The following is a 24,070-nucleotide window of genomic DNA, read 5'->3' as shown; positions in this document are numbered from 1 at the left end:
AGCACTAGTAAAACTGGAGGAACATCATGGTCAACATCCGGAAGTTCGTTGTAACAACCAGTTTAATCCTTTTCATCCTGAATGGGTTGTCACAGAAGGTGAGTACGGCTGAGGCAGTGCCACCCAATATTGTGGGGGAGTATGGAGTCGCCATCGACGCAGTGACTGGCGAGATTCTTTACGACAAGCATGCCCACTCAAAAGCATATCCTGCCAGTATGACGAAAGTGTTAACTGCCACAATTTTGGATAATCGTTTGAACGATGGGGAAAAGTTAACGGTTAGTCGACATGCAGCACAACAAGAATGCATCTGTTTCGGACTGACAGCAGGCGAAATGATTTCTAAACAAGACGCAATGAAGGCTTTATTACTGTTAAGTGCAAATGATGTCGCTGTGGCAATTGCTGAAAATGTGGCTGGCAGTGAAGCCGGATTTGCCGAACTTATGAATCAGACCGTTAAACAATGGGGACTTAAAGACACCCATTTCGTAACAGCAAATGGATTACATCATCCCGCCCATTACACCACCCCCTATGATATGGCGCTCATCACCAAAGAAGCGATTTCGCATCCTAACGTGCTGAAAGTCTTGTCTACACAAACGACGAAAATTAGAACAAGCAGGCAAGAGAAAACGATTCATACTCTGCTTCGTAACATGCCGTACGCAATTGCCGGGAAACCTGGTTTTACGGATGCCGCACAACATACATTGGTTGAATATTTAAAAAAGGGGGATAAGGAAGTCATCTCTGTTGTTATGAAGACGGATAAAAAGTCCAAATACAGTGACATCCAGACAATGGCAAACTATTCGTTTGATTATATGCAAGCACTTTCGGCCCGCTAAAACTGGCATACAAACAAATCCATAACTAGTAAATCAATAAATTTCTAAGACACAAAAAAAGACCGCTGCATTCTTTCTAGCGGTCTTTACTAATTCCTCTACTCTTGCTATAGTCCCAATATTTAAGGGTATCCGTTTGGCCGGTCGGTTCACTTTTTAAAATATGACCATCTTTGTCTTTATAGACTTCATATTCCTCATATGTTTCTAGGATATAGCCATCCTCTTTTTTACGTTTCACAAGTCGTTCTTCTGTTTCCGGGACGTTCGTTGATGGTTTCACTTCTGCTGGAATGGCCGATGCGGGCTGATCATTTGAATAGGCATAGTCTTTATTCAGGAATGAGTATGGTGAATCAAGATAAGCTGAAAAGCCTAAGAGAATCACAACGAAAAAAACACTGATAAGGGTTTTTCTTTTCATGTATATGCTCCTCATTTTTTTTGAATCCTCAAACCCATTTTATGCATGTCCGCACAACATATGCCTTATAAATTAAGGATTGGTTATTTTCGCAGGATTCACCTGAGGTCGGAAGATCAGAAATAACACAAAGGCAACAATTGTAATCACGACCCCCGAAATGTAAGGCAGTCCAATGGTTAACGAAAATAGCCATCCGCCTAATGGCGGACCAATAATCCGGCCGAGTGAATCAAATGACGATAACAAGCCAGTAGCCCGCCCATGACCTGCTGTCGATAGTTTCGTCAATAGGGAAGAGACACTTGGTCGGATGACGCCATTTCCTAATCCAAAAATAGTTAAAAAGATCGCAGCAGTAGTAAAACTTTGGACAAGCAAGATAAGCCCGAATCCAATGGCCGAAACAATCATCCCGCCTTGTATCACTACTCTCTCACCAAATCTCTTCGTTAATCTGCCAACCAATCCCCCTTGAACGAGTGCACTGCCGAAGCCCATAATCATGAAAATATAACCAAGCTGTATGGCATCCAAACCTGCTTTTTTAGCAGCAAAATAAGCAAAGGTTGCTTCAAGCCCTGAAAGGGAGAGTGAAATTAAAAACTGAACGAAAAACAGAATCGATGTGGGTCCGTTAAGCGCCTTCCAGAAAGCGGGTCTCTTTTGTACAGATTCGCTCCCATTCCGTTTGGATTCTTTCAATAAAATGAATACAAGCACTAGGGTGATGAACGAAGATCCACTTGCCAGATAAAAAGGCATATTTAAGCTGATTTTTGAAAAGATGCCGCCAATTGCCGGCCCGAAAACAAAGCCAAGGCCTGTCGCTGCCCCGATAATCCCCATTCCCTTACCACGGTTTTCCTCAGTTGTAATATCAGCTACATAGGCCATCGCGGTTGGCATATTAGCAGAGGATAAAATTCCGCCGAGTATTCTCGCGGCAAATAACATCCACAATTGTGTGGAAATAGCCTGGATGAAGAAGGAGAGTCCCAGTCCAGCGATGCCAAGCATCATTACCGGCTTTCGCCCGATTCGGTCAGAAACCTGACCCCATATTGGGGCAAAAATAAGCTGCATTAGTGAATAAACCGCCATCAATAGACCAAGTTCCGTTGGATTAGCCCCAATTTCCTGCGCGTAAAAAGGTAAAACCGGAATGATGATCCCGAATCCAATCATGACGAGAAACATAACTAAAAATAATATCGGTAAAGCCCTTTTTGTTTGCAAAGATTTCACCCCCAATGGTTAAAAAGTCATTCTATATTAGAGTATAGCAAAGGAATGTTCGAAAACAAGCAATTACATCCCATTATTTCCTTGATTGGAAATAGTGGGAAATCAGCAGCTCCGGAAAGTTTATCGCAAACCTTACAAAAATGTAAGGTTGAACCTCCAAAGTGTAAGGACTGATTATGGTAAAGCATATGAGATTTCATTATAGTAAAACTATGGAGAAATTGGAAATGGGGGAGTAGGAATGGAATTTGTTTTAGAAGCTAAGGGAGTAAATAAAGTCTTTGGGGCAAAACGAACCACGATTGCAGCCTTGAATGAGATTGATATAAATATAGCAAAAGGAGAATTTGTTGCAGTAATGGGGCCTTCAGGATCGGGGAAATCTTCATTATTAAATGTACTCTCCTCGATTGAAGCCCCTACGTCAGGGTCTATTCGAATCGAAGGCATGGAACTGACAAAACTGAAGGAAGAACCATTGCGAGAATTTAGAAGGGATAAGCTGGGATTTATTTTTCAAGATTACAATTTACTAGATACATTAACTGTTGCTGAAAATATCATGCTGCCATTAGTATTCACAAATTGCCCGAAACATGAAATCAAGCAAAAGATGAACACAATAGCAGAAAGGTTTGGAATACAGGCCATTATCGATAAGTATCCCTATGAAATATCGGGAGGTCAGCAGCAGCGGACAGCGGTGTGTCGGGCCTTAATAGGCGGGCCGACCATCCTTTTTGCCGATGAGCCTACCGGTGCACTGGATTCAACCTCAGCTTACCAATTACTGCAAACACTGAGTAAATTAAATGAGAATCAACTTACTACGATCTTAATGGTAACACACGACCCTTTTGCAGCGAGCTTTTGTTCAAGAGTCATTTTTATAAAGGATGGTTCCTTATTCACTGAAATTCACAAAGGAGAAAGCACCAGAGAACAATTATTTCAACAAATATTATCGATTCTGTCAACACTTGGAGGCGGTCAGTATGACGCTGTTTAGTCTTGCCAGAAAAAATATACTGAAAAATCTACGTCAATATGTGATCTATCTATATTCGATGATCATTAGTATTTCAATATATTTTACGTTTGTTTCCTTACAGTACAATGAGCAGTTGATTTCTTCCTCTGTCACACGGGGGAAGCTAGAGCCGGCATTTCAAGCGGCCGCTGTCATACTGATTGTCTTTTCGGCCATTTTCATCTGGTATTCGAATGCTTTTTTTACAAAAAAGCGCAAAAAAGAGGTAGGGTTGTATGCACTGTTTGGAATGAGTAAGAAAAAAATCGGACAGCTGCTGTTTTATGAGAATTTGATTATGGGGGTGTTCGCTCTTTTTATCGGAATCACTGTCGGTCTATTATTCTCAAAACTGTTTACGATGATTATCTTTAAGATGATGGGATTCTCGCTGGAGGCGGCCTTTACGATTAAAGAGCGAGGGCTTATCCAGACGACAGCCGTTTTTCTTTTGATAACGCTGCTTACATCCTTTCAAAGCTACCGATTAATTTACCGATTTTCATTAGCAGAGCTGTTTAAAGCAGAACAAAAAGGAGAGAGCTCTCCCCTTATTTCTTGGTTAAAGAGCATCCTTTCGCTTATGTTTATAGGTAGTGCCTATACGCTTTTATTAAATCCCAACGATATAGTTAACAACCCGACCTTCCGGTTCGTACCAGCAATTCTATTATTAATGATAGGTTCCTATTTCGCGTTTAGCTCGTTGGTGGCTCTTCTGCTAAAACTGGCCCAAAAAGCTACCGGGTTTTATTTAAAAGGAGAGAATTTACTTAGTATTACGAATCTTTTTTATAGAATCAAAGGGAATGTGCTTATTTTGACCGTCATTTCCCTTTTAAGCAGTGTCACACTCATAGCCTGTATTACCACGTATAGTTTATATCGACATCTTGGTCAACTAACCGAACTAAATAATCCGTATAGCTATATGTTTAATATGAAAAATGAAGATGTAAATCATCAATTACAAACCATGATTGAAAAAACATTAGGTAGAAAGATTCTTTATAAGAAAAAAGTAGACTATCTGTCAATAAAAGCTGATGTTTCCTCTTTAACTAGAGTGCCTGATTTCTTCCAAACTATGATAATTTCGGAAAAAACATATCATGAATTGATGAAACTAAGAGGTATCACGGATAGGACCCACTTAGGCAAAAACGAGGCCATGGCCTTTTATGACGGGAACCTAGACCGTAATTCCGATCCCTTTTCAGGAAAAAAGCTTACTTTACCAGCGAACCGTTCCATTACCATTACAGCTTATAAGGATATTTCATTACTTAACCAGGGAGAGATGTTATTTCCACTCGTCATTAGTAATTCTCTTTACGAGGAGTTGAAACAGGAAGGGAATCCAGAAACACTTTATATGGTTAAAACAAGCGTTGATAAAACAGCAGAGAAACTTAATGCTAACATCGAAAAACATATAAAGCACTTAAGATATGCTGAGAATCAGCCAATTTTTGCAAGTTTTTATGAAAAGTATCACTATGGATTAGAGACATATGGTTTGCTGATTTTTATCGGCATTTTCCTCGGACTCGTTTTTTTGCTTGCTACGGGGAGTATGATTTATTTCAAACAGCTTATGGAAGCTACAAATGACAAAGAGCGTTACCACATATTAACGAAGATTGGGATATCTGATAAAATAATTAAAAAATCAATTAACAAGCAGCTTGGTTTAGTATTTATCTTACCGATCATCCTTGCAGTCTGTAACACAGGGGTGATTCTCTCTATCCTCGCTGATTTTTTACAAATTGACATGGTTCTTCCGTTTATCCTGTGTTTTGCCGTCTATGTTTTCATTTATTTAGCGTACTTCTGGGTAACAACTAGAAGCTATTTAAAAATGATTAAGGTTATGTAAAAAGCAAGCCCAAAGTGGCTTGCTTTCCCTATATCGAAAAGTAATCGTCAGGCTGGGTTCCAAATGATATGACCGCCTCTGTACCAACATTTGGTTTTGAGGAAAGAATCAATTCATGTCCAAGCTTCTCGGCTGTTTTCTTGGCCAGGAAGAGACCCATTCCTGTCGAGTGTGGTGATGTCCGGCCATTTTTACCGGTAAACCCTTTGTCAAATACTCTAGGCAGGTCTTCTGCCGGAATCCCTATCCCATTATCAGCAAGGAGTAATTGTTTTGTTTCTCGATTAACAGAAAAGGTAATCTCCCCTTGTTCCAGTGTGTATTTGAGCGAATTAAGCAAGAGCTGGCGAATGATATAACTTAATGCCTTCTTATCACTAAGCACTGTCATGCTTGTGTTTGGAACCATTACTTTTATCCGTTTGGCGATGAATGCTTTTGATTCTGCAGCTATTATTTGCTTAATTAATTTTTCGAGGCTTACTTCCTGAATGAGGTAATCTTTATTAAATTCATGGAGTCGGGAGAAATAGAGGGCTTGTTCTACATAGCTCTCAATCCGACTAATTTCCTCCTGTAGACTAGCAGATTCTATTTCCGTTTCTAACAATAATCGACTAACAGCAATCGGTGTTTTGATTTCATGGAACCAGTGTGTCATAAATTCTAGTTGTTCTTTGGATGCTTCTTTCATTTCGTGAATTTGTTGGAGATAGGTTTCGTTTACCTGTTGTATTGCTTGGATATAGGTTATTTCTTCATGGGTGCTGGCTTTTGTAAGGGAAGCTGCCTGAGTCATGTTGAATTCCTTCCATCGCTTTAATTGTTGTTTTTTAAAAAAATAGGAACCTATGAAGTAAACAGTTATGAAAATACCTGCAAGAACCACTAAGTATAGGAGGCTATTTACCGTGACTTCCAGGTTAGGGTCCACACTTATGAGAACAGAGATGATCACTAGTAAAATAGCAAACGTAACCAACAGCCATTTTTGATCGGAAAGATATTGTTTAAACGTCATGATAGGATGTATCCTAATCGTTTTTTCGTTACAATGAAATCTTTTAATCCCAAGTCATCCAATTTCCGACGGAGGCGGGCAATATTGACCGTCAGCGTATTGTCGTCAATAAAATTCTCACTTTCCCATAGTGCCTGCATGATCTCGTCCCGACTCACAACTGATTCTTTCTTCCTCATTAACAAGGAGAGGATTAGATACTCATTTTTGGTTAAAGCGATTTCGTTGTCAAGATGCCGCAAGCTTCTTTTATTCATATTAAGCATTACCCCCTTATGCTCAAGGTACGGATTCTCTTCTTGTTGATAGGTGTAGGTTCTCCTTAGGAGTGCAGTGATTTTAGCCATCAGTACTTCAAGTGAAAAGGGCTTTTGAATAAAATCATCTCCACCCATATTCATGGCCATTACGATATCCATCGTCTCAGTTCGCGAGGAGATAAAGATAATCGGCACCTTTGAAATCTGACGGAATTTACTGCACCAATAGAATCCGTCATAGTCGGGAAGATTGATATCGAGTAGAACCAAATCAGGGTTGAATTCGAACAGTAGATGTTCCAATCGATCAAATTCTTTTGTCTCCAATGGTTTAAATCGCCATTTTTTTAAATGCTCGAAAATAATATGGCTAATTTTTGGATCATCTTCCACAATCATTATTTTATACATTATCATCACACCATTTTTCAGATTTTCCTTAAAACAATTATACTTTACGTGCTATAAAATGGAAAAATTAACATATGGAAAATTGGAGGAAATTTGCTGGGGGAAGTTGGTGAGTAAACCACAACAGCCTTAGGATAGTGGTATGTAGCGTGGCTTATCCCTTAGGAAGCATCTGCTAACAAAAAGCTAGCAATTTACTAGCGGACACATAGTTTTTAAATAGCATAGAAAAAGCACATCTCTAATGAAATGTGCTTTTTCCTTATTTAACAGCTTTTCTAGTGCTTTCAGAGGCAAAATCCGCTATAACAACGAGAATCATATAACATAAGAGCAGTAAGGTAATTTGCGTGTAATTGAAAAAGCTCATGGCTAATTTAAAGTCCATTCCTAATCCACCAGCGCCAACAAACCCCACAACAATCGTTGTTCTCATAATCACTTCCCAGCGATAAAGGATGTAGGTAAGAAATCTAGGCATCATAATTGGCAGGATTCCATAAAAGAAGGATACGGTTTTAGATGCACCCGCTGATGCTAAATTACGAATGGGGCGGGAGTCCATGTCTTCAATTACTTCAGCCCATAGCTTTCCTAGAATCCCAAAATTATGCAGGGCTAGGGCAATCGCACCGGGTAATAAACCCGGTTTAAAGATAAAGATAATCATCATCGCCCAAACAAGTTCAGGCACTGCCCTGGAAAAAATATAAGCGAGCCGCACTATACCAAATAGCAGCCAATTAACCCCTTTTTTATCCCCGGTTAATTGGCCGTTTGCGATGTTCCTTGCGGCCGGAACGACCGTAATAAAGGCGGTAATGGTAGCGAACCCGATAGCCATAATACTCATTTCCAGTGTTTCAATCGTAAGCTTGAAGGCAGCGGACCAGCTTTTTCCATCAAGAAAGGCTGGGTGATCAACACCGATCCCAATAAGCCCGCCGAAAAATCTTTTCGCCGCTTCGATATTCCGATTAGAAAACAGCTCGATAAATGATGCATTTTCGCTTATTTTGATAAATACCCATGAACCAATGATAAGGAATAAGGTAAAAACGACGGATCTCCAGCCAGGACTAAAACCTCGCTGTTTCTTTCGCTCCGTTAAGGCTCTTCTGACAAAATTGCTCCATAAATCAACCAAAATGACAAGTCCGATCAGAAAAAACACAAATGACCAAACTCGATCGTACTTTAAGTCCTGAAGGGCCAGTTGAATTTGGTAGCCCAATCCACCAAGCCCGATAAAGCTCATAATAGCTGAAGAACGTATCGCACATTCAAAGCGGTACATTGTATAGCTAATCATATCTGCCCAAATCAATGGCAGGTAGCCATAAATAAGAATTTGCAACTTAGAAGCCCCTGATGTTTTTAAGGCTTTAATCGGTTCCTTTGAAACATCGTTTAACATATCAGCGAAGATCCGGCCCAAAATACCACCGTAGGGGATGGCGAGGGCAAATATCGCTGCATAAGGGGAAAGTCCCACTGCCGCCACAAACAGCCAGGCCCAAATAAGTTCATGAATCGAACGCGTAAATCCTAAAATACCTCTAAAAAACACCTTTGAAACCAATTTTGAAGTCTTTGTAGAAGTTAATACACCTGATGCTAGAATCCCAACAATAAAGGCATATAAAATCGCCAAGGACATCCCGGCAACGGCGTATGCTAGTGTAATCCACGCAGATTCCAGCCCAAGCATGAGAACATCTGGGGATAGGTCCGGATGAACTAGTCCTTCAACGATTTGCCATAAGGTTGGGATCCCGCCGGAATGAAATAAATCGGCATTCCACTGAATCGAAAAAAGACTCCATCCAAAAATAGCTGCCAACAGGAGTGAAAGGAGAAAGCGGTTATGCAATCGAAATAGGCGGGTCACTTTCATAGGGGACCACCGCTTTGTAATTGGTATAACTCAGCTAAGAGGTCATCGGTTACTTGTTCGGCTGGCAAATCAAAAAAGATCTCACCATTTTTCATCGATATGATTCTTGTAAAATACTTTCTAGCATATTCAACCGAGTGAAGGCTGGTTATTAAGGTCTGATTTTCCTCTTTGACAAACGTTGTTAGCATGGATAATATGTCATCTGCTCTCGCCGGATCTAATGATGCGACCGGTTCGTCGGCTAAAATAACTTCTGGCTTTTGGACCATAAGCCTTGCCATGGCGACACGCTGCTGTTCTCCGCCTGATAAAGTGGAGGTGATTTCAAAGGCCTTATCGTGAAGTCCGACGCGTTCTAATGCCTGAATCGCTAACTCTTTCTCCTGAGGGATTAAGAGGGAGAAAAGAGATTTAAATGTTCCCCACTCTGAAAGTTTTCCGGCAAGCACATTATGGATGACCGCCAGCGGTCCAATTAAATCGAATTGCTGGCGGATTACACCCACTTTTTTTGCAAACACTTTACCATTTTTATAAGCAGAAAGGGGCTGACCGTCAATGTGCAGGTCGCCCCCTGAAATGGGCACAAGCCCAGCAATAGAATTAAGCAGAGTGGTTTTACCCGCTCCGCTTGGTCCAATTAATGCCACTAATTCGCCTTGTTTAATCGTAAAAGAAAGGGAAGATAGGGCTATCTTCCGCTCAAAGTGCTTTGTTAATTTTTTCGCTTCAATCATATGTTTTGAAGACATTTCTCTGACACCTACTACTTAATGATGTTTAATTCTTTTGCTACCTTTTGGATTTTTTGATAATTATCATTTTTTGTTTCAATAAATTTATCGGTTTGGAAGAAATCGGTTATTTCTTTCTGATCAGTTGTAATGGAAAGGATGGCATCTTCCACTTTCTTTTTAGCACCATTCCCAAACACATCGTCTACATTGCTGTTGATCGTCCAGTTATAATCATAGAAAGAAGGAGTTGTATAGAATACCTTTACTTTGTTTGTATCGACTTTTTTTTCCTTCACGGCTGCTTCCCAGACGGCTTCGTTTAGTGCACCTGCTTTGAATGCACCTGATTCTACTAATTTATAAGTGGTATCATGTGAGCCAGAGAAGTTTGGCTTTCCATCAAAGTCTTTGCTAGCGTCAATTCCCGCTTCTGATAAATAATAACGCGGCATTAAATGACCAGATGTCGAGCTTTCGCTGCCAAATGTGAACGATTTCCCTTTTAAATCTTCAAGCTTTGTTATACCAGAATTTGGCTGCGTAATGAAAACAGAATGGAATTCGGCATCTCTTGGTCTTTGTGCGAAAGACTGAGCACCAGGAACAAGGCTAATCGCTTGAACACTAGTTAAGCCGCCAAACCAGGCCATATGAATTTCGCCGCGTTGAAACCCTGTTACAAGGGCAGCGTAATCAACAGATGGAACAAATTCCACCTTCATTCCCGTTTTTTCACTTAAATATTTTGCAACTGCTGTCATCCCTTTATCAAGTTCAGCAGCATTTTGGTCAGGAATTGCACCAATTTTGAATACTTCTTTTGTATTAGTTGAATCTTTTTTTGTATCGCTTGCTTGATTGTCCTTTTGCGTACCACATGCAGCTAAGGAGAAAACCAGCATAGCTAATAATAACATATATAACCATTTCTTCATAAATGTCCGCACCTCTTAGTATAGTGAATTCTTATTGCCTTTCTCATTATAAAGAAAGAATTTTGTCGAATAAATTCATTTAATCTATTTGTTCTATAAAGTTTAATCGATTTTATGAATAGGGAAATAGCGAGAATTAATTTGGAAACACAGTGTTACGAGAAAAAAACCTGTCAAAAGGCAGAAGTTCGGTTATCATTGTTAAACTGTCATTTGTGACCATTCTTCAACATTCCATCCTTTTGTTAGGAAGGAGTGATTTATTTCAGCTTTTTTCAAAGATTTAATGAAGAAGCTTAAACAAGCACTCCACCTTGTACATATAATGAAAAAAAGGAAGGGAGGAGTGTTTGATTGACGGCGGTCAACCGAGATGGAATTACGATTGGGACGATTTCAGGGGGGATTGTAAACTTTGGTGGAGCAGTTACGATTGCACCGATATCCATTACACGAACTACATCAGGTTCTGGTGGAGATAACGCCGGCGAAAGTATTACCACTAGCAGTGGAGCAAGTGGGATATCTGAAACGAGTCTATCAGGAGTACTAGATATAATCAGACGGAGTTTAGCCTAACCCGTCTGATTTTTTCGATATTATCTTTTTAACATCCTTGCAATTACTTTTGAAGAATGTTAAGATGAATAAGAATTATTTTTGTTCGGTGTAAAGGATAGTATAAGATTAACTTTTCGTCTTGATGATCACTGAGTGCAAGGATAGTAACATATTGTGTGCATGGCACACAGCAGGAGGAAATACAAATGGAAAACGGTAAAGTAAAATGGTTTAATGCAGAAAAAGGATTCGGATTCATCGAGCGCGAAGGTGGAGACGATGTATTCGTACACTTCTCAGCAATCCAAGGCGAAGGTTTTAAATCTTTAGACGAAGGTCAAGCAGTTACTTTTGACGTAGAACAAGGCCAACGCGGACCACAAGCTTCTAACGTTCGTAAAGCTTAATTGTAAGCTCAAATAAAAACAGGCTCTATTTTAGAGTCTGTTTTTTTATTTCAAAAAAAAACAAAACAAAAATCCCACTCACGAATGAGCGGGGCACATGAAAACAAAAAGTAATTCAAATGGTACAATCATTGTAACATACAATTTGGGAATAACCTAATTTTTTTTCATTAATGAGCTTTATGCTCTTTTTATTTTGGTTCAATATTCACTAAAAGCACCTGTTAGTGGAATAATCTCTTTTTATTTTCATAAATGAACTGAAATCCATATAAGAAAAAAGCCTTGTAAAGGAAGTAGATGAAGAATTGAAATGCATTGAATCGAACCAATCTAAAAAGTTTAATCCGTGGGAATAAACTTTTAGCTAGAATTGTAAATATTAAATGAAAAAAGGCACTTAGGGTAATAAACTTTTTGAAATTTCCATATGTCCATTTTAAAGACCATAAAGCCACCGTTAACATTGGACCTATTAAAAACGGAAATTCGTTATAAAAAAAGGAATTTGGTTTATTATAGAACTGCCACCATCTACGTTTCTTTCCAATTGGAACATCAATAAGATTTATTAAATACACAAAGATAAAGGCTGGGAAAAATCTCTTTATACTTCTCCATTCCAAAAATAACAATGGTATCCATGAGAGTAGTACCATTGAAATATTAAATAACCACTTATTTTTCATTGACATATTTAAAATTCCTCTACACTTTTTTCTTAGAATGTCTTTTAAAAAAAAATGTATTCATGCATGGCTAAGATTTAATTTACTTTTTTATATGCCAAAAAAACCTTTGATCATAAGTATCAAAGGCAAAATTTGAGTAGTAATATGTTGGTTAAAGTCTATATTAAGCAACAACTTTTCCTTCTGATTTAACAACACTTTGCTGCTTTGGCTTTGCAACATTGAAGATGATATTTAGTACAATCGCCGTTAAGCTTCCAGCGACAATTCCACTGTTAGTTAAAACTTTCACACTTCCTGGAAGGGCGTCAAATAAATTAGGAACCGCTGTAACTCCTAGACCAACCCCAACAGAGCATGCAATGATTAACAAGTTCTCTTGGGATGTGAAATCCACTACTACATTTTCTTAACATATTAAGCAAAACGGACTAGTTATTTTTTTCAATTAAAAAAGACGGTACAGGTTTATTCAGTATCGCCTTTTTCTTTATCATCCACGTATTCAAAAAAATCCTCTACATTAACTGAGAGATTTACAAATTTTATTAATATTATCCACGCTTATCGATTTAATTTTTTCTTCTCTAAAGAATACCCCTATTTCCATTTCCATGCCAGTAAACGCAGGATTGATTTCCGTAAAAAGTACACATCAGAATACATTAAAATATTAACAATTCATATCAATAAAGGAGATTAAAACTATTAGTACAGTCTAAGTTGTGCTATACGAAAATAGCGACATAATAAAAACTAAAAATCCTTATCATCAAGCATAATAGCGTCATTTAATAAAATTATATCTGTTAAAATCATTTCCCTTATAGTTTCGTTGTTACATTTATAAATATCATCAATTAGTCGACCGATTTCTTTTGATAAGAAAATTTTTATTTCGCTCATGGGTGTATTCCTCTCTTTATAGTTTCAAAGGTTTATTTATTCCATTATATGTTGGAAGTCCGAAAATTTAGACGTGCAAACTTAATTATTTCGTTATTCGAATAAGTTGTGTAATGAAGGAGATGTCAAAAATGAAGCAATACAAATTCGTTGCTCCAAAAGTAGCGAGGGATGAAATGGTCAAGGTACTGGTAAATGGTTCCTCTGCGGGAAATCACACGATTGATAAGATTAACTCACTTCTAAAATACAGAAAGCCTTCCTTATTCGGAGGGCTTTAAAATCTTTTATTCTTCATCATCATCAGAAGCATAAAATAAATCTTCGAGTAAATTCCAATATTCTAAGTCTTTTTCAGTTAAATTATCATAGTCCTTTTTATCCTTATTTTTCATTGAAATTCAACTCCTTCTTGAAAAGTTTACACTCCTAAAATAATTAGACATAACGAACGACTTATTACTTATTTATCCAAATAATCAATATTTAAACAATTAGTAATTTTTTGTTCGCTAGGAAATATATCCGTATACCCTGTTATACGTCCACACAACAAAAAGCCCTTCTCAACCGAGAGGGGCTTCTAATTTTGATAAAAAGAAAACACTTAAGAATTAATTGTTTTTCTTTTAAATTAATGCACCCGCAAAGTGACCTGCAATATTAATGACTTAATTCCTCATAATCTGTATTTAGAGGTGAAGCATACATATTTATAAATAGTATGTAAACTGGATACAGAATGACAGACCCATAAATCAGAAGGCTATATCTCGGAAAAAGTGTAACTCCTACATTAATAGGAAAAACAACAGGGAAAAAAGAGAAAAATAGAATAAAATATGGTACCCACAACAGGAGTGACAAATAGCTGTATTTTCTACCTATCGTCCATTTTTTTGTTAAGTAAATGAAAAAAATTGTCAAAAGTAGAAGTCCAATAACATTAATAGCAGCAATTATAATGTAGACATTATCCCATTCCCAGCCAGTTAAAGTACTGATATGAGTTACATTTATTATGAGTTCGATTGCTATAAACAACGCTATTGCGTATAAGGCACTAAGAATATTTAACTTTATAAAAAACTTCATGATATACCTCCTTAATTTAGAAACAGCAACACCTCTAAGTTAGTTCTTTATTCAATTATAATCATTTTAAAAGTAACCTGCCACGTTAATAAGCTATCCAAAAGATACTCAGGTGCAAAATAATGATAATCAAGTTAAAGAACCTAGTAATAATACAAGTGAAAAAGTTATTAGATTTTGAAGGATTAATTAAAAGGTTACTAAGACGTAAATACATCACAAGAAAATAAAAACAAACCACCAGTCGATTAGACTGGTGGTTTTCTATACTATGGTATTTAAGCAACAACTTTTCCTTCTGATTTAATAACACTTTGCTGCTTTGGCTTTGCAACATTGAAGATGATATTAAGAACAATTGCCGTTAAGCTTCCAGCCACAATTCCACTGTTGGTTAAAATTTTCACACTTTCCGGAAGGGCGTCAAATAAAGTAGGAACGGTTGTAACTCCTAGACCCACACCAACGGAGCAAGCGATGATTAAAAGATTCTCTTGAGATGAGAAGTCAACTTTACTTAACATTTTAATTCCAGAAGCAATAACCATTCCAAACATCGCTACCATAGCACCGCCAAGAACGGAGGTAGGAATAACCGTTGTTAAAGCTGCTACCTTAGGAACAAATCCAAGGAAAATTAAAATACCAGCCGTAGTGTAAATCACATTTTTCGACTTAACACCTGAAAATTGAACAAGTCCTACATTTTGAGAATAAGTCGTATAAGGGAAGGAGTTAAATAGTGAACCTAAAATACTAGCTAATCCTTCTGCACGATAACCTTTTACCAAATCCTGTTCCGTTAACTTTTTTCCTGTAATATCACTTAATGCAAAGTACACACCAGTTGATTCTATTAGACTAACAATTGCCACAAGTGTCATCGTAATAATTGGAGCTAATTCAAACGTAGGTGCTGCAAAGTGAAGGGGAGCAACCATGTGGAACCATGAAGCCTCACCAACTGCAGAAAAATCAACTTTTCCTAAAAGTGCAGCTACAATCGTCCCAGCAATCAGCCCTAGTAAAATAGAAATGGCACGAATAAAACCTTTAGAAAAGCGATAAAGAACAATAATGAATAATAAGGTACCAAAAGCAAGGCAAAGATTCGTTACAGAACCAAAATCTTTGCTACCTTGTCCGCCGGCAACGTTATTCATCGCAACAGGAATGAGCGTAAGTCCAATGATGGTTACAACAGAACCCGTTACAACCGGCGGGAAGAAACGAACAAGCTTTCCAAAAAAGGAAGCAATTAAAATTACAATAATACCTGAAACAAGAATCGATCCATAAATCGCACCCATACCATATTGACCGCCAATGGCAATGATCGGACCAACGGCAGTAAACGTACAGCCAAGAACGATTGGAAGTCCGATTCCAAAGTATCGATTTTGCCAAACTTGTAAAAGAGTAGCGATCCCGCTTGTTAGGATATCTAATGAAACTAAATAAGCTAGTTGCTTGCCAGATAAATGAAGGGCACCGCCAATTATTAGCGGGACGATTACAGCCCCGGCATACATTGCTAATACATGCTGAATTCCTAAAGATGCTGTTTTCCATGGACTTTGTTTCATTAGACTAATTCCTCCACTTTTTCTTTGATAAATTGAACTTCACCGTTTGCCAGGGAGGCGATCCTTGCTAATGATTCCACCCTTAAGCCACGTTCTTTTAGTTTTTCTGATCCTTGCTGAAAGGCCTTTTCAATCACAATCCCTATCCCTAACACCATAGCACCACTTTGTTGAACGATCTCAGCTAATCCGAGCGCTGCTTGTCCATTGGCGAGGAAATCATCAATTATAAGGACACGGTCCTCTTCGTCTAAATATTTTTTCGAAATGGATATTTCGTTTGTTTCTTTTTTGGTAAATGAATGGACAGACGCAGTGAGTAAGTCATCGGTTAGCGTTAACGATTTTCTTTTTCGAGCAAACACTACCGGCACATTCAGATATAATCCAGCCATCACAGCAGGGGCGATACCAGAAGATTCAATCGTCACGATTTTCGTGATTCCTTCATTAGCAAATCGTGCCGCAAATTCTTTTCCAATTTCCTTCATTAGGAAAGGGTCGATTTGATGGTTAAGAAATGAATCCACTTTTAAAACCTGATCAGACAGAACCCTGCCTTCCGAAATAATCTTTTCTTCTAGTAATCTCATAATGTTAAATCCCCCTTGAATAATAAAAAGCCCAATGGTCATCGCTCACACCGTAATCCGAGTGAGGCAATGACCATTGGGCTTCATAATTGCTAAAAAGCACAAATAGGCAAAATTCATTACCCACTCATAGTCGGATTGTTAACGGCAATCCGGTAGAAACTTGCGGGCCATATCCCCGCGATTATATGAGCGAAACTATATATTAATATAATCACATTATATCAGGATAAAAGGGGAAATCAATCCTTTTTTAGCAAATAACGAACATTAGTACAAAATATTACGTCATTATTCGCTTATTGAAACCATTTTCATGCTATTTATAGTGGGTTCAAATCAAATATTGAATAGTCATTCAGTTTCGAGTACTATTAACATACAGATATTTAGTCAGAATATTCCAAACCAAGGAGGGGTTTAGTTTGCAAAAATCAATTCCTGAAAGCTGGTGGAACCAACTCCGATTGCCGGCTATTTCTGCACCGATGTTTTTAGTGTCAGGAACTGAGCTAGTTAAAGCGTGCTGTTTAAATGGAGTGATTGGCTCTTTTCCTGCACCAAATGCAAGACCACTTGAAGTGTTAGATCAGTGGATGGGACAGTTAAATGAAGAACTAGAGGAGGCACGGGCAGTTGACCCGAATCGAAAAATTGCTCCCTGGGCTATGAATATGGTGGTACATAGCTCCTATAGCCGTTTGCAGGATGAACTCAACTTAATTAAAAAGCATCAACCACAGTTAGTCATTACCTCTTTGGGAAGCCCGAAGCACGTAGTTGAAATCGTTCATGAATACGGCGGACTTGTTTTTTCAGATGTAAGCGATTTGAAGTTTGCTAAAAAAGCGGCCGAGGCGGGTGTTGATGGTTTGATCCTCGTGGCAAGCGGCGCGGGCGGTCATGCCGGACAAATTAATAGTTTTGCGTTTGTTGATATGGTTCGGTCATTTTGGGATGGAATCATCGTTCTTGCCGGCTCAATTTCGACAGGAAAAGGCATACTAGCAGCTCAAGCGGCTGGAGCCGATCTTGCATATATGGGTACACGTTTCATTGTGGCAAGCGAAAGTATGGCTAATGATGAATACAGAGAAATGCTCGTTGAGGCCACACAGGAGGATTTGATCTTAACGGATGCATTCTCCGGCGTAAAGGCCAACATGCTTATCCCAAGTATTAAAAAAGCAGGACTTGACCCGGACCATTTGGTGAAAAAAGACCAAGTGAATTTTGACGATATGCAAAAAGAAACAAACGCCAAGGCCTGGAAGGATATTTGGTCTGCCGGACATGGTGTCGGAGCCATTGATCGGATTGAATCGGCGGCAGATATTATTAACCGGTTAGAAGTTGAATACAAAGAAGCTCTGCAAAAGATTAATAGCGCTGCTGGTAAATTATCGAGTGTAGGTGTGAATTAAGGTTTTTTTGCAGCAACTTCTAAAAATGTAAAGTAAACTGTGTATCAAAAGACACCGCAATCGCGGTGTCTTTTGGTTTGTTTTTTTTAAAATAGCCCAGTCCGTTAACATATGAACTTAACTATTCTCTGTATTTATTTTTTACCTATTATATTACCCTCCTGCACAATCTTCTTTTAACTATGGGTAGTTATTAGATTGAAGAGCTGATTAATTTATTTAAGATTGTAGGCCACCAGTCCATAACTCCCCACTTTCTTCCAAGACGAATCGCCATTGTATTGGTATCTGGACTAACGTATAGTACTTGACCTAATGCGCCTAAAGCAAAATAGTCATTAGTCGTTTTGTTATTTAAATGTCCCCACCATAAGTATTTATAATAGGCTTTATTTTGATTAAACCACATTTTTCCCCAAGGATGTTTATGATAATATCGGAAATGTTCCCTATTAGATGGCACATTATTTGGACTTACTGATTCCTCAATCCAGTCTTGGCTAATAATCTGTTTACCAGCCCACTCGCCATTTTTCATGTATAAACTCCCGAACTTTGCTAAATCAATTGCAGTCATTACTAACCCGCTCTCAATTTTTTCAAAAGAATACTTTTCACTATCTACTATTATAAAACCTGGAAATTCCATCCCTAACGGACTCCATATCTTCTCATAAAAAAAGTCAGTTACACTTTTACCTGTTGTCCTTTCAAGAATAAGCCCTAATAGTAACAAGTGATAATCATTATAATGAAAAAAAGTATCCTTTGTATCTTCTACAATGGTGAGTGCCAATTCCCTTGCATTGGGATACAAGTAAACTTTTGCCTCGTCTCTCCACGGAAAATGACCTTCCTTGAACTTTATTCCTGCGTCCATCTGAAGAAGATGTTTGATACTAATATTTTTAAGTTTTAATTCGGGTAAATAAAATGAAACGGAATCCTCTACACTTTTTATATAACCACTATCAATAGCGATTCCAACAAGCGCAGAAATAAATGATTTGGTAATGGAGAACAACTTTTGGGGAGTATCTCGTTTATGGCCATTAAAATAACCTTCATATAAAATAGTATCATTTTTAATAATTAGTAAAGCAGTAGTACCTGTATTCTCCATAAATTGGTTAAAGTCAGCCAATCTTTTTTTTCCTTTATGTAAGTGTTCAATTGTGGTAAATTCCAGTTTATTTGAAGATTCTTTAAAAGAAGATGGATTAGGATCTGATGGGAATTTCTTTGTTGAAAAGAATTGATAGTCATCGTATGCAACAGAAAACTTATTACTTACCATATAGGAAAGATAAGTGTGAATGTAATTTTTTTTATCAAAAAGATAGTTGTTATTTCCCATCAAACTTCCCCCAAAACCAATTTTAAATAGATAATCCTATTATACAAATTTTCAGTGAAAAAAAGCATAAAAATTTCTATATACTACCAAAAAACGCCTATCGAATTATCATACAATTCGATAGGCGTATATATTATATTTTAGTCGTTTTGAAATGAATGGAAGCCGTTAATAAATTAAATCGTTCCTTTTTTCTGTTTCTTTTTCGTTTCCTTCTTCGCTACGATATTGACCACTTTATAACCTGGTTTTAATTTTACTTTTTTGATGCTGTTTTCTAATGTCACTTGGTACAGGGTATATTTACGGGGTTCAACCTCTAACAGATCAATTTTTTTGATCGTTTCTTTACGAAAATGTTTATGAATCTTTTTTATTTGTTTTTCCGGTTTCTCACCGTTAAAGAAATCATATGCATAAATAGAAAAATAAATAAATACAGCTCCGATGACAATGTAATAAAGGGCAGAAGTTAAAGCAGTCATGTTCGACATCCTTTCTAAGAAGCCAAGTGTATATAGTTCAAAGTGTATTATAACGAAAAAGATATCATTTAGAAATGGTTAGTTTGACTGCAAGAATAAGATATAGAAAGAAACATCCGCAGTTTAACCTGAGTACACTAGTTTTATTGAATAAAATTGTCCGTTTGTAGTGAACAGATTACGGGGAATATGATAAAATAATCAGTAGAAACCCTTGCATATTACTACTTCAGCAATTCTCTAATGTCCATTTCAGGAGGACAATTGTTTTTTAGTCATGACAAACCCAACTTCCATTACTAAGGGGGAACATTTTGTGTCTAGTCCTATTTTAGAAACTTTTTTAAATGAAAATCTTGAAGATTTAAAGGGAAAAGGCTTATACAATGTCATCGATCCACTGGAAAGTCCAAATGGACCACTTATTACCATCAATGGAAAGCAGCTAATTAATCTATCCTCTAACAATTATTTAGGTTTAGCAACAGATGAAAGACTTAAAGAGGCAGCTAGGGACGCCATCGCAAAATACGGTGTTGGCGCAGGGGCGGTCCGTACCATCAATGGAACCCTTAAATTACATGTGGAGTTAGAGAAAAAGTTGGCGGAATTTAAACATACAGAGGCAGCGATTGCCTACCAATCAGGCTTCAATTGTAATATGGCCGCAATTTCCGCCGTTATGGATGCCAACGATGCGATTCTTTCAGATGAATTGAATCACGCCTCGATTATTGATGGCTGCAGGCTTTCTAAAGCAAAAATTATTCGTGTGAAACACTCTGATATGGAAGATCTGCGTACGAAAGCAAAAGAAGCAAAAGAATCAGGTCTATATAACAAAATCATGGTGATTACAGACGGTGTTTTTTCGATGGATGGTGATATTGCCCAGTTGCCAGAAATTGTTAAGATTGCGGAGGAATTTGATTTAATTACGTACGTAGATGATGCCCATGGCTCTGGTGTCCTTGGGGAAGGGGCAGGAACGGTTAAACATTTTGGTCTATCGGATAAAATTGATTTTCAAATTGGGACTTTGTCAAAGGCAATCGGAGTTGTCGGCGGGTATGTAGCAGGTAAGAAAAATTTGATTGACTGGTTGAAGGTTCGGAGCCGTCCGTTTCTTTTTTCCACGTCCTTAACGCCTGCGGATGTGGCTGCATGTAAAAGGTCGATCGAGATTTTAATGGAAAGCACCGACCTGAACAAAAAGCTATGGGAAAATGGCGATTATCTTAAAAAGGGATTAAAGGAATTAGGCTTTGATATTGGCAACAGCGAAACCCCGATCACACCATGTATCATTGGCGACGAGTCGCTCACACAGCAATTTAGTAAACGGCTGAATGAGGAGGGAGTTTACGCAAAAGCAATCGTATTCCCAACCGTATCAAAGGGTACCGGCCGGGTACGCAATATGCCAACTGCCGCTCATACGAAGGAAATGCTGGATCAAGCCATTGCCATTTATAAAAAAGTCGGCACGGAAATGGGCGTCATTTAAACGTTAATATAGACACTCTACACACCTAGGCAACGTATCCATAAATATAAAGAAATATTCAGCATACGTGAAGAGGACGGAGAAACGACGATGAAGCGTATTTTAATCACTGGTGCATTAGGGCAAATTGGATCAGAATTAACTTTAAAGTTAAGGGAGATTTACGGAGCAGATCAGGTCGTTGCGACAGATATCAAGAAGAATGATAGTGAAGCAGCCCAGAGCGGACCGTTTGAAACCGTTGATGTTACGGATATAAAGCAAATGATGGAGACAGCCAAAAAATACAAGGTGGATACGATTATGCATTTAGCAGCACTGCTTTCCGCTACTGCTGAAGCAAAACCTGTAGTTGCTTGGAATTTGAATATGGGCGGGCTGATGAATGCCCTTGAAACAGCAAGGGAGTTAAAAACCCAATTTTTCACGCCTAGCTCGATTGGTGCATTTGGACCTTGTACACCTAAACATCATACTCCACAGGATACGATTATGCGGCCGACTACGATGTATGGGGTCAATAAGGTTGCCGGAGAATTACTGGCCGATTATTATTATCATAAATATGGCGTTGATACACGCGGATTGCGTTTCCCCGGCCTAATCTCATATGTTGCCCTCCCAGGCGGGGGAACAACCGACTATGCGGTGGAGATTTACTACGAAGCGGTTAAACATGGACGGTATACTTCTTATATTGAAAAAGGTACTTTTATGGATATGATGTACATGCCGGACGCGTTGCGCGCAATTATTGACTTAATGGAAGCTGACAGCTCAAGGCTAAAGCACCGTAATGCATTTAATGTAACAGCCATGAGTGTTGCCCCGGGGGATATAGCAGCCAGTATCGCAAACTATATCCCTGGGTTTGAGATGTCTTATAGGGTAGATCCTGACCGGCAAAGGATTGCCGAGAGCTGGCCCGATTCGATTGATGCCAGTGCTGCAAGGGAAGAGTGGGGCTTTACCTATGAGTACGATTTGGATAAAATGACGCAGGATATGATCGAGAAACTGCGGGAGAAATTGTAGATGAATGAAACCTGAGCCAAAATGGCCCGGGTTTTTTTAGCGTGTTTGTCTCCATCTTTTGATTCAAGGATATCTTTACAAATAAAGACATACAGAAAAATGGTCCAGATTTAACTCTATTGGACAATTTATCTGTACTGTTATCGGAAACTGTCTTATAAAAGGGTTCTATTGGACAATAATCTTAAGTCTTACTGCTTAACTGTCCAATAGAACGCTTCTATTAGACAAATAAAATGGATAGAAAGAAAATCTGTCCTATAGACCAAGCCCTAATGGACAAATTCCTGGTTTTATCAGGAAATCTGTCCATTAGAAAGATTCTATTAGACATTTTCCTTGAGTTTCACTGCACCAATACCCAATAGATGCTGTATACAATTCTAAGCCCAATCTACTTATCTTTTTTTAGAAACACCATAAAGAAAGCCTGTCAATCGACAGGCTTTCTTTCATTAATTATCTTGTAAAAAACCAGCAGGTACCCCGCCGTCTACAGTGTTATCTGATAACATAAATATATTTCTCTTGTTTCTCCAACACACGGCCAACGATCGCTGCTTGAACAACGCCGTTTGCATGCATCTGGTCTACATACTTTCTCGCTTCCAGTTCATCCATGGAAATTAGCAAGCCTCCAGATGTAATCGCATCACAAAGGACTAACTGCTCTTCCGAAGAAATATCCTCATAAACGGTATCATTACTAATCCATTTATGATTTGACTTTGACCCGCCTGGAACAACGCCATTCTTCGCTAACTCTACAGCACCTTCTAAAATAGGTACCTGACTTAAGTGAATTTCAAAGCTGACATCACTGCCGCGTGCCATCTCGCTAGCATGTCCAAGTAAACCAAAGCCGGTTACATCGGTAACAGCATGTGGTTGATACTGGGTCAAAACTTCAGCTGCTGTCTTATTGAGCATGGCCATCGTATCTGTAACCTTCTGCTCCTGCTCGGCGGTTACCGCACTTCGTTTAATACCAGTTGTCAGAATACCAACTCCGATTGGTTTGGTTAACACTAACACATCCCCCGGTTTGGCACCGACATTTTTCCAAACCTTATCGGGATGGACGATCCCCGTTACAGATAGACCAAACTTAGGTTCCTGGTCATCGATGGAGTGACCGCCCACCGTAATCGCGCCGGCTTCTTTTACCTTATCGGCCGCACCGCGCAGGATATCGGAAAGCATTTCAGCTCCAAGCTTCTTAATTGGAAAGCCGACAATATTCATAACTGTTTTCGGCTGACCACCCATTGCATAGACATCACTTAACGCATTTGCTGCCGTAATTTGACCAAACATATAAGGGTCGTCGACAATTGGCGTAAAGTAGTCAACGGTTTGTATAAGAGCAATGGAGTCCGTTAATTGATAAACCCCAGCATCATCGGATGTATCAAGCCCCACAATCAATTCAGGGACAGGTTCTTGTTTCGGTAATTGACGCAAAACTTGCGCCAGGTCCTCAGGACCAATTTTGCAGCCTCAACCCGCTTTTGTCGAAAAAGAGGTTAGGCGAATCTTCTCTTGTTCACTCAACATGTCCACCTCCATTTTCATAGTATACCTCTTTCCGTATGAATCCGCACGAAGATTGCAGAACATTTGCAGAAGGCAGGGGGGATACGATAAAATATTTCTACTATCTAGATATAGGAAAATCGAAATATAGGGGGTGAACACATGAAAAATTACCATGTCG

22 protein-coding genes, 1 pseudogene and 1 riboswitch are annotated in these 24,070 nt (G+C 38.5%); of the genes and pseudogenes, 9 read left to right on the top strand and 14 right to left on the bottom strand.

Going from position 1 to position 24,070, the window contains the following annotated elements:
- The first annotated feature begins 26 nt into the window (after positions 1-26).
- Positions 27-857, top strand: coding sequence for a D-alanyl-D-alanine carboxypeptidase family protein (locus L1999_RS15655; protein ID WP_235739402.1), 831 nt, complete (start codon positions 27-29; stop codon positions 855-857).
- A gap of 76 nt (positions 858-933) precedes the next feature.
- Here L1999_RS15655 and L1999_RS15650 read toward each other — a convergent pair whose 3' ends face one another.
- Both L1999_RS15650 and L1999_RS15645 read right to left on the bottom strand, forming a co-directional pair.
- On the bottom strand, positions 934-1,281 hold the full coding sequence (locus L1999_RS15650) for a hypothetical protein (RefSeq protein ID WP_235739401.1): 348 nt from the start codon (positions 1,279-1,281) through the stop codon (positions 934-936).
- Positions 1,282-1,353: 72 nt separating this feature from the next.
- A complete protein-coding gene (locus L1999_RS15645) occupies positions 1,354-2,520 on the bottom strand; it encodes an MFS transporter (protein ID WP_235739400.1) in 1,167 nt (388 codons plus the stop codon).
- 250 nt (positions 2,521-2,770) lie between these two features.
- Between L1999_RS15645 and L1999_RS15640 the strand changes: the two genes are divergently transcribed.
- Both L1999_RS15640 and L1999_RS15635 read left to right on the top strand, forming a co-directional pair.
- Positions 2,771-3,538, top strand: a complete 768-nt coding sequence (locus L1999_RS15640) for an ABC transporter ATP-binding protein (RefSeq protein WP_235739399.1) — start codon at positions 2,771-2,773, stop codon at positions 3,536-3,538.
- Positions 3,525-5,441, top strand: coding sequence for an FtsX-like permease family protein (locus L1999_RS15635; RefSeq protein ID WP_235739398.1), 1,917 nt, complete (start codon positions 3,525-3,527; stop codon positions 5,439-5,441). Before L1999_RS15640 ends, L1999_RS15635 begins: the two co-directional genes overlap by 14 nt.
- Positions 5,442-5,469: 28 nt before the next feature.
- On the opposite strand, the gene L1999_RS15630 is transcribed toward L1999_RS15635, so the two are convergent.
- The 5 genes from L1999_RS15630 to L1999_RS15610 form a co-directional block, all read right to left on the bottom strand.
- The gene (locus L1999_RS15630; RefSeq protein WP_235739397.1) at positions 5,470-6,462 is read right to left on the bottom strand and encodes a sensor histidine kinase; all 993 of its coding nucleotides are present in this window, start codon (positions 6,460-6,462) and stop codon (positions 5,470-5,472) included.
- Positions 6,459-7,133: a response regulator transcription factor gene (locus L1999_RS15625; protein ID WP_235739396.1), complete on the bottom strand. Its 675-nt coding sequence runs from the start codon at positions 7,131-7,133 to the stop codon at positions 6,459-6,461. Before L1999_RS15625 ends, L1999_RS15630 begins: the two co-directional genes overlap by 4 nt.
- Positions 7,134-7,395: 262 nt before the next feature.
- The gene (locus L1999_RS15620; protein WP_235739395.1) at positions 7,396-9,030 is read right to left on the bottom strand and encodes a PhnE/PtxC family ABC transporter permease; all 1,635 of its coding nucleotides are present in this window, start codon (positions 9,028-9,030) and stop codon (positions 7,396-7,398) included.
- The gene (locus tag L1999_RS15615) at positions 9,027-9,785 is read right to left on the bottom strand and encodes a phosphonate ABC transporter ATP-binding protein (protein ID WP_235739394.1); all 759 of its coding nucleotides are present in this window, start codon (positions 9,783-9,785) and stop codon (positions 9,027-9,029) included. The genes L1999_RS15620 and L1999_RS15615 overlap by 4 nt, the downstream gene beginning before the upstream one ends.
- A 14-nt stretch (positions 9,786-9,799) precedes the next feature.
- Positions 9,800-10,705 carry a putative selenate ABC transporter substrate-binding protein gene (locus L1999_RS15610; protein ID WP_235739393.1) on the bottom strand — a complete coding sequence of 302 codons (906 nt, stop codon included), beginning with the start codon at positions 10,703-10,705 and terminating at the stop codon, positions 9,800-9,802.
- Between the two features lie 354 nt (positions 10,706-11,059).
- Here L1999_RS15610 and L1999_RS15605 point away from each other — a divergent pair, with 354 nt between their 5' ends.
- Together L1999_RS15605 and L1999_RS15600 are read left to right on the top strand one after the other, a co-directional pair.
- A complete protein-coding gene (locus L1999_RS15605) occupies positions 11,060-11,284 on the top strand; it encodes a spore germination protein (RefSeq protein WP_215045903.1) in 225 nt (74 codons plus the stop codon).
- A 188-nt stretch (positions 11,285-11,472) separates the two neighbouring features.
- A complete protein-coding gene (locus L1999_RS15600; RefSeq protein WP_101646071.1) occupies positions 11,473-11,673 on the top strand; it encodes a cold-shock protein in 201 nt (66 codons plus the stop codon).
- A gap of 855 nt (positions 11,674-12,528) precedes the next feature.
- On the opposite strand, the pseudogene L1999_RS15595 reads toward L1999_RS15600, so the two are convergent.
- Positions 12,529-12,762: pseudogene (locus tag L1999_RS15595) on the bottom strand (purine permease); the annotation flags it as partial.
- A 359-nt stretch (positions 12,763-13,121) separates the two neighbouring features.
- Positions 13,122-13,271, bottom strand: a complete 150-nt coding sequence (locus L1999_RS15590; protein WP_215045906.1) for a hypothetical protein — start codon at positions 13,269-13,271, stop codon at positions 13,122-13,124.
- Between the two features lie 131 nt (positions 13,272-13,402).
- Between L1999_RS15590 and L1999_RS15585 the strand changes: the two genes are divergently transcribed.
- On the top strand, positions 13,403-13,552 hold the full coding sequence (locus tag L1999_RS15585; RefSeq protein WP_235739392.1) for a hypothetical protein: 150 nt from the start codon (positions 13,403-13,405) through the stop codon (positions 13,550-13,552).
- Between the two features lie 1,092 nt (positions 13,553-14,644).
- Here the strand turns inward: L1999_RS15585 and L1999_RS15580 are convergent.
- Both L1999_RS15580 and L1999_RS15575 read right to left on the bottom strand, forming a co-directional pair.
- On the bottom strand, positions 14,645-15,952 hold the full coding sequence (locus L1999_RS15580; RefSeq protein WP_235739391.1) for a nucleobase:cation symporter-2 family protein: 1,308 nt from the start codon (positions 15,950-15,952) through the stop codon (positions 14,645-14,647).
- Positions 15,952-16,545 (bottom strand): xanthine phosphoribosyltransferase, encoded by a 594-nt coding sequence (locus tag L1999_RS15575; RefSeq protein WP_235739390.1) that lies wholly within the window; start codon positions 16,543-16,545, stop codon positions 15,952-15,954. The genes L1999_RS15580 and L1999_RS15575 overlap by 1 nt, the downstream gene beginning before the upstream one ends.
- A 110-nt stretch (positions 16,546-16,655) precedes the next feature.
- Positions 16,656-16,757: riboswitch (purine riboswitch) on the bottom strand.
- 213 nt (positions 16,758-16,970) lie between these two features.
- Here L1999_RS15575 and L1999_RS15570 point away from each other — a divergent pair.
- Positions 16,971-17,969, top strand: a complete 999-nt coding sequence (locus L1999_RS15570; protein WP_345790852.1) for an NAD(P)H-dependent flavin oxidoreductase — start codon at positions 16,971-16,973, stop codon at positions 17,967-17,969.
- Positions 17,970-18,162: 193 nt separating this feature from the next.
- Here L1999_RS15570 and L1999_RS15565 read toward each other — a convergent pair whose 3' ends face one another.
- Together L1999_RS15565 and L1999_RS15560 are read right to left on the bottom strand one after the other, a co-directional pair.
- On the bottom strand, positions 18,163-19,326 hold the full coding sequence (locus tag L1999_RS15565) for a serine hydrolase domain-containing protein (RefSeq protein ID WP_235739389.1): 1,164 nt from the start codon (positions 19,324-19,326) through the stop codon (positions 18,163-18,165).
- A 176-nt stretch (positions 19,327-19,502) separates the two neighbouring features.
- Positions 19,503-19,811: a hypothetical protein gene (locus tag L1999_RS15560; protein ID WP_235739388.1), complete on the bottom strand. Its 309-nt coding sequence runs from the start codon at positions 19,809-19,811 to the stop codon at positions 19,503-19,505.
- Between the two features lie 316 nt (positions 19,812-20,127).
- Here L1999_RS15560 and L1999_RS15555 point away from each other — a divergent pair, with 316 nt between their 5' ends.
- Both L1999_RS15555 and L1999_RS15550 read left to right on the top strand, forming a co-directional pair.
- Complete coding sequence (locus L1999_RS15555) at positions 20,128-21,318, top strand: glycine C-acetyltransferase (RefSeq protein WP_235739387.1); 1,191 nt, start codon at positions 20,128-20,130, stop codon at positions 21,316-21,318.
- Between the two features lie 90 nt (positions 21,319-21,408).
- Positions 21,409-22,353 (top strand): L-threonine 3-dehydrogenase, encoded by a 945-nt coding sequence (locus tag L1999_RS15550; protein WP_235739386.1) that lies wholly within the window; start codon positions 21,409-21,411, stop codon positions 22,351-22,353.
- A gap of 501 nt (positions 22,354-22,854) precedes the next feature.
- Here the strand turns inward: L1999_RS15550 and selD are convergent.
- Positions 22,855-23,910: a selenide, water dikinase SelD gene (gene selD, locus L1999_RS15545; RefSeq protein WP_430539966.1), complete on the bottom strand. Its 1,056-nt coding sequence runs from the start codon at positions 23,908-23,910 to the stop codon at positions 22,855-22,857.
- Positions 23,911-24,070: the final 160 nt, after the last annotated feature.

Source organism: Neobacillus drentensis (assembly GCF_021560175.1).
GTDB lineage: Bacteria > Bacillota > Bacilli > Bacillales > Cytobacillaceae > Neobacillus > Neobacillus drentensis_A.
The sequence above is the reverse complement of the archived record's forward strand: the minus strand, read 5'-3'. Positions and strand labels throughout refer to the sequence as shown.